Here is a 13,007-nt window from a genome sequence, read left to right as displayed (position 1 = left end):
TAAATACTACGAGTTTACCTGTTGGTATATTTTATTTTGATTGCCTACTATTTTTATGAACCCTTTAGCTTCATCTGCAGTCCACCCTGTGTTTTCTTCGCCGTAGCTACCAAATTTCGCACTCATTAAATCATGTTGTGATTTTATTCCATCTAGCGTAAAATGGTAAGGCTTTAATGTTACAGTAACATCTCCCGAAACTTTATCTTGACTACTTTGTAAAAAAGCTTCCATATCTCGCATTACAGGATCTAAATATTGGCCTTCGTGTAAATGCATACCATAAAAATTAGATAAGTAATCTTTGTGCTGTAATTGCCATTTTGTTAGTGTGTGCTTTTCTAATAAATGGTGTGCTTTTACAGTAATTAAAGCCGCAGCAGCTTCAAAACCAACACGTCCTTTTATACCAACAATAGTGTCGCCCACGTGAATATCTCTACCAATGGCGTATGCCGAAGCCATATCATTTAACTTTTCAATATTTACTTCAGGCGCGTTTGCTTCACCATTTAAGGCTATAAATTCACCTTTTTTAAATGTTAAAGTTACTTTTTCTTCTCCGTCTTTTTGTAGTTGCGACGGATATGCTTCACTAGGCAAAGGTTTTTCCGAAGTTAACGTTTCGGCACCACCAACACTAGTTCCCCAAAGTCCTTTATTAACCGAGTATTGTGCTTTTTCCCAAGACATATCAATACCATTGGCTTTTAAATATTCAATTTCTTCTTGTCTTGATAATTTTTTATCACGAATTGGTGTAATAATTTTAATACCTGGTGCTAAAGTTTGAAAAATCATATCGAAACGCACTTGGTCGTTTCCTGCGCCAGTACTACCATGCGCGATATATTCGGCATCGATACTTTTGGCATATTCTATAATTTCGATAGCTTGAACAATACGCTCTGCACTTACCGATAACGGATAAGTGTTATTTTTTAACACATTTCCAAATATTAAATACTTAACCACTTTATTATAAAAAGTTGGTACTGCATCGATATTTTTATACGTTGTAACTCCCATTTTATAGGCGTTAGCTTCAATATTTGAAACTTCTTCTTTTGTAAAACCTCCGGTATTTACACTTACCGCGTGCACTTCGTATTCTTTTGAAAGACTTACGGCACAATACGATGTATCTAAACCACCGCTATAGGCTATTACTAATTTTTTCATGTGTATATATTTATTGTGTTTTATTTGATATTTTAATAACGGAATGATTTTATGGTACTAAAAACTAATCTAGTAAAATTAAAAAGTTATTATTCGGGTAGTTTACTTTTTAAAATCTTGTTAAACTGACCAATTTTAGATTCGAAATAGGTATTTACATAATATTTATACTTTACCTCATCACGTAATTTACCTAGCTTTTCTAATACTTCAATAAGTACTGGCGATAACGCTTTTAATGTGATATATTTCATTCCTAAAAGCTCATTATTGTAGTGTACAGTAGCACCTTGAGCAATTGAAATAAGAAAGTTTTTATTGTAGTGCTTGGTTAATAAGTCCATTAACATTAAGCCTAAATTATGGCTACGGTATTGTTCGTGCACCCAAAGTGAAGATCTTTCGTAAACCGAAAATTTCCCCACAATATGCTTATGCGCAAAAATATGCCCATAAATTTCGCCATCTTTAACAATAAGATAGCAGCCGTTTTTTAAACGGTCGAGTAACATACCAACGTTTGCATGATACATTGCAGATTGACTTTTAGTTCGCTCTGAAATAACTTGCAATTGCCCATGCGTAAGCTCGTGCGTAAACACAACCTCTAAGCCTTGTAACATACAATAAGCTTGAGCTTGCTCGATAATTATATTCTTTTCAACGTCCAATACGGTTTCCATTTTCAACAATAATTAAACCTAGTGCAAAACATGCACATTAATGAAAATTAAAGCTTTTGACTTTTAAATTTTTACTCTAAATAATAACGAAAATTGAAAGCAACGGATGCTTTCTTAAACAGAATAGCCCACTAGGGGCGTGGTTGAGGAAAACGCACAACAGTTGCCCTAGTAATTTCTACTAGAACAGAAGAGATAAGAGATATGTTGTTTCCTGTTTTCACTGAATAACTATCTTTACTATTAACTCTAAATCGTCGGCGTGAGCCCCTTTCGTTAATATGAGTGGCAAATGTACGATTAATTATGAATTACACAACTTTCTAACTAATAATTACATACATTTATTTAAAACTTAAACCAGAATTAACAAATTAGTGGGTTTTGTTAATTCTGGTTGTGTATTCTACTATTTTAATCAAGCTGAAATTGCATTACAAAATATAATCTGTACTAATAAAGTTAGATGCTTTGGTATCTAACAATTCATTTAAAATAGCTTTATTATAAGCGTTGTCTTTTGAAGCTACAAAAGTTCTAATAGAAAACGAACGTAATGCATCATGCACACTTAAAGTTCCATAAGCTGAATCTTTACGACCTGTAAACGGATACACATCTGGACCACGTTGGCACGAACTGTTTAAATTCACACGACATACCAAATTAACCAAAGTATCAATTAACGGCGCTAAGGTATTTACATTTTTACCAAACAAACTTACCTGTTGCCCGTAATCGGATTCTGCCATATCATCTAAAGGTTCTTGTATATCTTTAAACGACATTACAGGAACTACAGGACCGAATTGCTCTTCTTTATATACACGCATGTCTTTGTTTACAGGATATAAAACAGCTGGAAAAATAAAATTATCGGTAGTTTCGCCGCCTTTTTCATTTAAAATAGAAGCGCCTTTTTCTTGCGCATCATCAATAAGCTCTTGAATATAGGCCGGCTTATCGCTTTCTGGTAACGGTGTGAGTTTTGCACCAGCTTCCCAAGGGTTTCCAAATTTTAATTGATCCACGGCATAAGAAAAACGCCTGTTAAACTCTTCAGCAACCGACTCATGAACATAAACCACTTTTAAAGCTGTACAACGTTGTCCGTTAAACGACAAAGTCCCTGCAATACACTCGTTAACCGCTAAATCTAAATCGGCATCGGGTAAAACTATAGCAGGATTTTTAGCTTCTAAACCTAAAACCATACGCAATCTGTTGCCTTTTGGGTGCGCCGACTGCAATGCATTGGCTGATTTGCTATTACCAATTAAAGCCAAAACATCAACTTTACCAGATTCCATAATTGGTGTTGCTAAAACGCGACCACGGCCATAAATGATGTTTACAACGCCTTTTGGAAAACTATTTTGAAAAGCTTCCAATAAAGGTGAAATAAGTAAAACACCGTGTTTTGCAGGCTTAAAAACCACTGTGTTCCCCATAATTAATGCAGGAATAAGTAGTGTAAAGGTTTCATTTAAAGGATAGTTATAAGGCCCTAAACACAACACAGTACCTAATGGTCCACGACGAATATGCGCATAAACACCACCATGCTTTTCAAATTTTGCTGAATCGCGGTCTAGTTGTTTATAATCTTCAATGGTATCGTAAATATAATCAACCGTTCTATCGAATTCTTTCTCTGAATCGGGCAAGGTTTTACCAATTTCCCACATAATGAGTTTAACCACCTCATCGCGCTTGGTTTTCATTTGTTCAACAAACTTTTCCATGCATTTTATACGGGCTTCAACTTTCATGGTTGGCCATAAACCTTGACCTTTATCAAACGCTCCTAAGGCAGAATCTAGCGCTTCTAAGGCTTCTGTTTTACCTAAGGTTGGAATACTTCCTAGAAGTGTTGGTTTATAATCTTCGGTAGACGAAATGGTTGAATACACCTCGCTAGTTTCACCATTCCAAGTTTTTAATTCGCCATTAACCAAATAACTTTTTTGATGTAATAAGGTTTTTATTTTATATGTTTCAGGTATTTCTACTGCTGTTAAATTCATATTTATTTTTTTAAATTTTGTAAACTAAGATACGCATTAAACAAAAATAACCCTCTTAAAACTAAAGGGTTATTTTGATTTATTCGATAAATTTAACAGAACAAAAACATTTGCTTAAAATTAAAAAAACGCAAACGTTTTCGGCTGAAACATTGTTACAATCTAATACTTAGTTTAAACCAAGAATTGAAACAAATCGGGTTTATTATTTAAATAATCGCCGTAAAAATTGCGCGCTTTCATTTTGGATATAAGTGGTTGCAAATCTTTAGATGATTTTAGCTGCACACCAACTACTGCCGAACCATTTTCGCGGTTTGTTTTTTTAGCATATTCAAAAAACGTAATATCATCATCTGGTCCTAAAATATCTACTACAAACTCACGTAAAGCACCAGCACGTTGTGGGAACTTTACAATAAAATAGTGCTTTAAATTTGCATAAAGCAATGCCCGTTCTTTAATTTCGGGTGTTCTCGTGATGTCGTTATTGCTTCCGCTAACAATGCAAACTACATTTTTCCCTTTAATATCCTCGTCGTAAAAATCGAGTGCTGCAATACTTAATGCTCCTGCTGGTTCAACCACAATAGCATCTTTATTATAAAGCTCTAAAATAGTTTCGCACACTTTGCCTTCAGGTACCGTAATCATGTCATGCAAATTTTCTTTACAAATTGCAAAGGTTAAATCGCCAACACGTTTTACTGCTGCGCCATCAATAAATTTATCGATGTGTTCTAACTCTGTATTTTTATTGTTTTTAATTGAAGTTAGCATTGATGGTGCACCTTCTGGCTCTACCCCAATAATTTTAGTATTTGGCGACAACGTTTTAAAAACAGAAGATAACCCTGAAGCCAAACCACCGCCTCCAACAGCAAGAAAAACATAATCGATAGGATCGCTAACTTGCTCTAAAATTTCTAAACCAATAGTGCCTTGTCCTTCTATTACTTTTGGATCGTTAAACGGATGTATAAACGTTTTATTTTTTTCTTTGCAATCTTTAACCGCTGCTGTATTGGCATCATCAAAAGTATCGCCTATAAGTTTTATTTCTATAAAATCTTCGCCAAACATTTTTACCTGCTCCACTTTTTGGTTTGGTGTTGGCGCTGGCATATAAATGGTTCCTTTTATTTTCAGCAATTTACATGATAAAGCTACACCTTGCGCATGGTTACCAGCACTGGCACAAACTACACCATTTTTAGATTCTTCACTGGTTAACGAACTTATTTTATTATAAGCCCCACGAATTTTATACGAGCGAACTTGTTGCAAATCTTCCCGCTTTAAAAGAATATTGGACTGGAATTCTTTAGAGTACCTTAAACTGGAATTTAAGGGCGTAATAGCTGCTACCTTTTTTATATTTTGAGCAGCTAATTTTATATTCTCTATACTCGGAATGTATGGGATTTCCTTACTCATACCTGTTTTTAATTTTGGATAAATCTAAACAATAATGATTTAAAAAAAGAAACCTCAAGAAGCATCTTGAGGTTTCAACAAATTATAATGTGTTTTTTAATTACACTATAGGTTTCATAGCCGTCATAGATGCTCTTAAGAATTCACCAATTTTTTCAACTGGATGCTCTCTTAACGCTTTGTTTACAGCAATTAACTTCGCGTTGTCCACACCTTTACCGTTATCTTTAGCATAAGCTTTACCAATAACATCGGTGTCGATTTTAGTCATGAAATCTGCTAATAATGGCTTACATGCATGATCGAATAAATAACATCCGTATTCTGCAGTATCAGAAATTACACTGTTCATTTCGTATAATTTACGTCTTGCAATTGTATTTGCAATAAGTGGTGTTTCGTGTAACGACTCGTAGTAAGCAGACTCGTCGATAATTCCTGAATCTGTCATCGCTTCAAAAGCTAACTCCACACCTGCTTTTACCATAGCTACCATTAACACACCATTATCGTAGTACTCTTGCTCTGTAATTTCAACATCTCCAGCTGGTGTTTTTTCGAAAGCTGTTTCGGCAGTTGCAGCACGCCATCCTAGTAATTTTTCATCACCATTAGCCCAATCTTCCATCATACCGCTAGAAAAACGTCCTTCCATAATATCATCCATATGCTTTTGGAATAACGGACGCATGATATCTTTTAACTCTTCAGCCAATTCAAAAGCTTTAATTTTTGCTGGGTTAGATAATCTATCCATCATGTTAGTAATACCACCGTATTTTAATCCTTCAGTAATAGTTTCCCAACCGTATTGGATTAGTTTTGAAGCATAACCCGCATCAATTCCTTTTTCAATCATTTTATCGAAACAAAGAATAGATCCTGTTTGTAATAAACCACATAAAATAGTTTGCTCACCCATTAAATCTGATTTCACCTCGGCAACAAAAGAAGATGCTAAAACACCTGCTCTATCTCCACCAGTTGCAGCTGCATACGCCTTAGCTTGAGCCCAACCTTTTCCTTCTGGATCGTTTTCTTCGTGTACCGCAATTAATGTTGGTACACCAAAGCCTCTTTTGTACTCCTCGCGAACCTCGGTACCAGGACATTTTGGTGCCACCATAATTACTGTTAAATCTTCACGTACTTGAGTACCTTCTTCAACTATATTAAAACCATGAGAATAGCTTAAAGTTGCACCTTTTTTCATTAAAGGCATAACCGCATTAACAACGCTAGTATGTTGTTTATCTGGTGTCAAGTTTAAAACTAAATCGGCAGTAGGGATTAACTCCTCGTAAGTACCCACGTTAAATCCGTTTTCTGTTGCATTTACATAAGACTGACGCTTTTCTGCAATAGCTTGAGGTCTTAAAGCATAAGAAATATCTAATCCAGAATCTCTCATGTTTAATCCTTGGTTAAGCCCTTGAGCACCACAACCTACAATTACTATTTTTTTTCCTTTTAATGCTTCTACACCATCAGAGAACTCCGAAGTTTCCATAAATCTACACTTCGATAATTGATCGATTTTATCTCTTAATGACAGTGTGTTAAAATAATTTCCCATTTTATTTTTCTAGTTGTTGTTTATTTATTAATTATTAAATGCTGCTAGCATTTCGGTTATTTTCATTTCATCTTTAGTTACTGCAATACGGCCAGAACGGACAAACTGCATAATACCAAATACATTTAAATCGCGACGTAAAGCTTCAATTTCATGACGTCTTCCAGATTTTTCCAAAACAAAAAATTCTTTGTTTACCGTTACAATTCTGGTATTGCTTTCTTTAATTATATTTTGAATTTGAGGTTCTTCAAATAATAATTCCGACTTAATTTTAAACATACAAGACTCGGTAAAAATGGTTTCATCTTCGGTATGATAGTATGCTTTAATAACCTCAATTTGCTTTTCGAATTGTCCAACAATTTTCTTTGCTTGAGATTCTGATATATTTACAACAATTACAAATCGGTTTACACCTTCAATTTCTGATTGCGATGTTGTTAAACTTTCAATATTTATGTGTCTGCGCTGAAAAATGGCAGAAACACGATTTAATAAACCGATGTTGTTTTCGGTATATATTGAAATAGTATATGATTTTTTTTCTTCACTCATTGTATAAAGATTTTTAGAAAAAAGATGTTAGAAAAGAGATAAATATGTTTCATATAACTCAAAGCTAACACTTCTTGGTTCTTTGTTCTATATAGTCTTTGTTCCTATTTTATTTAGCTTAAACGAACATCTGAAACTGATGCACCCGTTGGAATCATTGGGAATACGTTATCTTCTTTCTCCACACAAACCTCTAAGAAATATGAATTTTTAGAAGCAATCATTTCTTTAACCGCATCGGCCAATTCCTCGCGTTTTACTACTTTTTTAGCTTCAATATGATAACCTTTTGCTATGGTCACAAAATCTGGGTTTACCATTTCGGTTGAAGCATAACGTTTATCGAAAAACAATTGTTGCCACTGGCGTACCATTCCTAAAAACTCGTTGTTTAGTACCACTATTTTCACAGGTACTTGTTGCTGAAAAATGGTTCCTAATTCTTGAATATTCATTTGGTAACCACCGTCGCCAATTATAGCTACTACTTCGCGTTCTGGCGCAGCCATTTTAGCTCCAATAGCCGCTGGAAGTGCAAATCCCATAGTTCCTAATCCGCCGGAAGTAATATTACTTTTAGTCACATTAAAATCGGCATAACGACAAGCAATCATTTGGTGTTGTCCCACATCCGATACGATGGCCGCTTTACCTTCGGTTTCTATATTAATTTGCTTTAATACCTCGCCCATGGTTAAGCCTTCTTTTTCTGGATGAATATCGTGCTTTATTACTTGTTCAAATTCAACTTGGTACAAATCTTTAAATTCTTGTAACCAAGCTTCGTGTTTATTTTCGTTTAAAAGCGGTAATAATTGCGCTAAGCTATCTTTAGCATCACCAATTACAGCTATATCTGTTTTTACGTTTTTATCAATTTCGGCAGGATCGATATCGAAATGAACAATTTTAGCTTGTTTTGCATAAGTTGCTAAATTACCTGTTACACGATCGTCGAAACGCATACCAATTGCAATTAACACATCGCACTCGTTGGTTAATTTATTTGGCGCATAATTACCGTGCATACCAACCATACCAATATTTAAAGGATGTGATGTTGAGATTGCTGAAGCTCCTAAAATAGTCCAAGCCGCAGGTATTCCAGCTTTTTCCATAACTGCTTTTAACTCGTTTTCGGCTTCTCCCAAAATAACACCTTGCCCCCAAACAATCATTGGTTTTTTAGCACTGTTAATTAAATTGGCAGCCGCTGTTACAGCTTCCGGTTTTGTTTTTGGCACCGCATTATAACTACGAATACCTGTGCATTTTTTATATTGAAAATCAAGTTCTGATACTTGAGCATCTTTAGTAATATCGATTAAAACGGGCCCTGGACGTCCGCTTTTAGCAATATAGAATGCTTTCGCTAAAATTTCTGGTATTTCTGAAGCTTTAGTAATTTGGCAATTCCACTTTGTAACTGGTGTAGAAATACCAACAATATCGGTTTCTTGAAAAGCATCGCTACCTAATAAATGCGAAAACACTTGCCCAGTTATACAAACTAAAGGCGTAGAATCTATTTGCGCATCGGCAATACCTGTAATTAGGTTGGTTGCACCTGGACCTGATGTTGCCATAGCCACACCAACTTTACCAGAAATACGCGCATAACCTTGTGCTGCATGTGCTGCACCTTGTTCGTGGCGCGTTAATACGTGATGAATTTTCCCTTGATATTTATAAATTTCGTCGTAAACTGGCATAATTGCACCTCCAGGATATCCGTAAAGTACATCTACACCTTCTTCTATTAAGCATCGTATTACGGCTTCGCTTCCGGTGATGCGTTCTGTTGTTGCTGCCACTTTTTTATGTTGTTTAATTGTTTGTGTATCATCCATAACCTCAAATTTTTAATGAGACCCTTCGATTGCGCTTAGGGTGACACGAAATGACTTTTATGCATCTGTAACACAGCCTTTAGAAGCCGATGCTACCGATTTTGCGTATTTATATAAAATTCCTTTTTTATGTTTTAATTCTGGAGCTTGCCATTGTGCTTTTCTTTCAGCTAATTCTTCATCAGAAATTAGTAAGTTGATAGAATTATCTTCTGCACTAATTCTAATTTTATCTCCAGTTTTTACTAAACCTATTGTTCCGCCTGTTTGCGCTTCGGGTGTAATATGCCCAACTACAAAACCGTGCGTTCCGCCTGAGAATCGTCCGTCGGTAATTAACGCTACAGATTTTCCTAAACCAGCTCCCATAATTAACGATGTTGGCTTAAGCATTTCTGGCATACCCGGACCTCCTTTTGGCCCCACATAGCGGATAACGACGACGTCGCCTCGCTCTACTTCGCCATTAGAAATACCTGTATTTGCCGCTTGCTCACCATCGTAAACCACAGCTTTACCTTCAAATACTAAACCTTCTTTACCCGAAATTTTAGCCACAGCTCCTTCTCTTGCTAAGTTTCCGTAAAGTATCTGTAAGTTTCCAGATGATTTTAATGCCTTATCCGTTGGAAAAACCACGTCTTGTTCTTCAAATTCAATCGCTTCAACATCCGCTAAATTTTCAGCTAAAGTTTTTCCTGTTACCGTCATACAATCACCATGTAAATACCCTTTTTCTAAAAGATATTTCATAATTGCAGGTGTACCACCAACGCCATGAACATCTTCCATAAGGTATTTTCCACTCGGTTTTAAATCGGCGATTAACGGCGTTCTGTCGCTAACACGTTGAAAATCTTCTAAAGTAAAATCGATATCTGCTGCGTGTGCAATTGCTAAAAAGTGCAATACCGCATTGGTAGAACCACCTAAAGCATTTACTAATGCAATAGCATTTTCAATAGACTTTTTTGAAATAATATCTAACGGTTTTAAATCCAGCTCCAGTAAATTTTTGATTGCTCTAGCATGACGCTCGCTTTCAGATAATTTATTAGGGTTTTCGGCAGGAATTGATGAATTAAATGGTAGTGCAAACCCCATACACTCTATTGCAGAAGCCATAGTATTTGCGGTATACATACCACCACAAGCTCCTGCACCAGGAATTGCACGACGGATAATTTCTTTATACTCATCTTCATCTATCTCACCTGCTACTTTTTGCCCTAAAGCTTCAAAAGCCGATACAATGTTAAGTTTTCTGCCTTTATAATTTCCAGAAGCAATAGTACCACCGTACATCATTATAGATGGGCGATTTAATCGTAACATCGCAATTACCGCTCCAGGCATATTTTTATCACAACCAACAATAGAAATTAACCCATCGTAACTTTGCGCATTCATAACGGTTTCAATAGAATCGGCAATAATATCGCGAGAAGCTAATGAGTAATTCATACCCGAAGTTCCCATAGAAATACCATCGCTAACTCCAATAGTATTAAAACCTAAACCAACAAGGTTTGCTATTTTACATTCAATTTTAACCTCATCTTTTAATCGGTTTAAATGCATGTTACAAGGGTTACCATCGTAACCAGTACTCGCAATACCAACTTGAGCTTTACTCATGTCTTCATCGGTTAAACCAACGGCATATAACATAGCCTGCGATGCTGGTTGCGATACATCTTGCGTTAATCGTTTACTGTGCTTATTTAATTCTTTCATTATTGTTTACAGAAAATTTTATCTTTTATCTTAATTTCTTTGTAAATATTTAATTTTTAACTTCCTAATTTAAATTTTACTTAAAAAAAGACATAATAAGATTCGAAATTAGTTTTTTAAGCTGTTCTTACTATTTTTCTATCTTTTCTTAGTTTAAATCCACAACCCCAAATAATCATCTAAACAATTGTTTTACAGGTGTTTAAATGATTTTTTTTATGATGTTCAAAAACTTAAAAAAAACGCATAAAAAAACCTTCCGTTTCGGGAAGGCTTCATAAAAGTTTTATATTTAAAAATACCATTCCCTATCCTTGTGAAAAAATCACAACGACAATAATTGAAACGATATTTAAAATGTTATTTCTCATTTTTGATGTAACAAATATTTTTAAATTATTTTAAAGTTCCAATTTTTTCATAAAAAAAAGAAAAATGGTTTTGGTTCTCTTTTATTTTTATAATTTTGCGCCACAAATAACAGAGGAAAGATTTGACTGATTGCAACCTCTATTCTATTTGAACTTTTCAGAAAAAACAAAATGATACTGAAACAAGTTCTACACGAATAAAAAAATGCTAAAGGCAGTGTTAACTACCTTGACGTTTTCCGTCAAATCGATTTCTATTAAAATATATTTTATGGCTTATTTATTTACTTCGGAAAGTGTTTCTGAAGGCCACCCAGATAAGGTAGCAGACCAAATTAGTGATGCTTTAATTGATAATTTTTTAGCTTTTGATGTAGATTCGAAAGTAGCCTGTGAAACGTTAGTAACTACAGGGCAGGTAGTTCTTGCAGGCGAAGTACGCTCGAAAACCTATTTAGATGTTCAACAAATTGCCCGAGACACCATTAATAAGATTGGCTATACCAAAGGCGAGTATATGTTTGATGGTAATTCTTGTGGTGTTTTATCTGCCATTCACGAGCAATCTGATGAAATTAATCAAGGTGTAGATCGTGGTAGCAAAGAATTACAAGGTGCTGGCGACCAAGGTATGATGTTTGGTTATGCCACTAACGAAACCGAAAATTTCATGCCACTGGCTCTAGATTTATCGCACCGCATTTTAACCGAGCTTGCCGAATTACGAAGAGAAAACAAAGACATTACTTATTTAAGACCAGATAGTAAAAGTCAAGTAACTATTGAGTATAGCGACGATAACATTCCGCAACGTATTGATGCTATTGTAGTTTCTACGCAACACGACGAGTTTGATGAAGATGATGCAATGCTTGCAAAAATCAGAAGAGATATTATTGAAATTTTAATACCTCGTGTGGTTGCAAAACTACCAGAAGCCACTCAAGCTTTATTCAACAATGACATTACATATCATATTAATCCAACAGGGAAGTTTGTTATTGGTGGACCGCATGGCGATACTGGTTTAACTGGGCGTAAAATTATTGTTGACACTTATGGTGGTAAAGGCGCTCATGGTGGTGGTGCTTTTTCTGGAAAAGACCCAAGTAAAGTAGATCGCAGTGCAGCATACGCAACTCGCCATATTGCTAAAAATCTAGTTGCTGCTGGCGTAGCCGATGAAATTTTAGTACAAGTAAGTTATGCTATTGGCGTAGTTGAGCCTATGGGTATTTTTATTGATACTTACGGAACTTGCCCGTTTAACATGACCGATGGAGAAATCGCTAAAAAAGTTAGCGAAATTTTCGATATGCGCCCATTTGCAATTGAAGAGCGCTTAAAACTACGCTCACCAATGTATAGCGAAACCGCAGCATATGGCCACATGGGGCGCAAAAACGAAACAATAAGCAAGACTTTTTCGCAACCTAACGGTGAAAGCATTACGCTAGATGTAGAATTGTTTACTTGGGAAAAATTAGATTATGTAGACAAAGTAAAAGAAGCCTTCCAGCTTTAAGACACTAATTAAAAACAAAAAAAAAGCCGTTTATAATAAATTTTTAAACGGCTTTTTTTGT

9 protein-coding genes are annotated in these 13,007 nt (G+C 35.3%); 1 reads left to right on the top strand and 8 read right to left on the bottom strand.

Going from position 1 to position 13,007, the window contains the following annotated elements; translation table 11 throughout:
* Nucleotides 1-6: 6 nt before the first annotated feature.
* From PK35_RS09885 to ilvD, 8 genes are all read right to left on the bottom strand, one after another.
* Complete coding sequence (locus PK35_RS09885; RefSeq protein ID WP_044626555.1) at nucleotides 7-1,182, bottom strand: argininosuccinate synthase; 1,176 nt, start codon at nucleotides 1,180-1,182, stop codon at nucleotides 7-9.
* A gap of 89 nt (nucleotides 1,183-1,271) precedes the next feature.
* Nucleotides 1,272-1,865, bottom strand: coding sequence for a GNAT family N-acetyltransferase (locus PK35_RS09880; RefSeq protein ID WP_044626554.1), 594 nt, complete (start codon nucleotides 1,863-1,865; stop codon nucleotides 1,272-1,274).
* 434 nt (nucleotides 1,866-2,299) lie between these two features.
* A complete protein-coding gene (locus PK35_RS09875) occupies nucleotides 2,300-3,892 on the bottom strand; it encodes an NADP-dependent glyceraldehyde-3-phosphate dehydrogenase (protein ID WP_044626553.1) in 1,593 nt (530 codons plus the stop codon).
* Nucleotides 3,893-4,066: 174 nt separating this feature from the next.
* On the bottom strand, nucleotides 4,067-5,329 hold the full coding sequence (ilvA, locus tag PK35_RS09870) for a threonine ammonia-lyase IlvA (RefSeq protein ID WP_044626552.1): 1,263 nt from the start codon (nucleotides 5,327-5,329) through the stop codon (nucleotides 4,067-4,069).
* 100 nt (nucleotides 5,330-5,429) lie between these two features.
* A complete protein-coding gene (gene ilvC / locus PK35_RS09865) occupies nucleotides 5,430-6,905 on the bottom strand; it encodes a ketol-acid reductoisomerase (RefSeq protein WP_044626551.1) in 1,476 nt (491 codons plus the stop codon).
* Between the two features lie 27 nt (nucleotides 6,906-6,932).
* Entirely contained in the window at nucleotides 6,933-7,463 is a 531-nt protein-coding gene (gene ilvN / locus PK35_RS09860) for an acetolactate synthase small subunit (protein WP_044626550.1), read from the bottom strand.
* A 113-nt stretch (nucleotides 7,464-7,576) separates the two neighbouring features.
* Nucleotides 7,577-9,313: a biosynthetic-type acetolactate synthase large subunit gene (ilvB, locus tag PK35_RS09855; RefSeq protein ID WP_044626549.1), complete on the bottom strand. Its 1,737-nt coding sequence runs from the start codon at nucleotides 9,311-9,313 to the stop codon at nucleotides 7,577-7,579.
* Between the two features lie 57 nt (nucleotides 9,314-9,370).
* The gene (gene ilvD / locus PK35_RS09850) at nucleotides 9,371-11,050 is read right to left on the bottom strand and encodes a dihydroxy-acid dehydratase (RefSeq protein ID WP_044626548.1); all 1,680 of its coding nucleotides are present in this window, start codon (nucleotides 11,048-11,050) and stop codon (nucleotides 9,371-9,373) included.
* Nucleotides 11,051-11,692: 642 nt separating this feature from the next.
* On the opposite strand from ilvD, the gene metK reads away from it, so the two are divergent.
* The gene (metK, locus tag PK35_RS09845; protein ID WP_044626547.1) at nucleotides 11,693-12,946 is read left to right on the top strand and encodes a methionine adenosyltransferase; all 1,254 of its coding nucleotides are present in this window, start codon (nucleotides 11,693-11,695) and stop codon (nucleotides 12,944-12,946) included.
* Nucleotides 12,947-13,007: the final 61 nt, after the last annotated feature.

It is taken from the genome of Neotamlana nanhaiensis (assembly GCF_000943555.1).
Classification (GTDB): Bacteria; Bacteroidota; Bacteroidia; order Flavobacteriales; family Flavobacteriaceae; genus Neotamlana; species Neotamlana nanhaiensis.
This window is presented reverse-complemented; position numbering and strand designations above follow the sequence as displayed.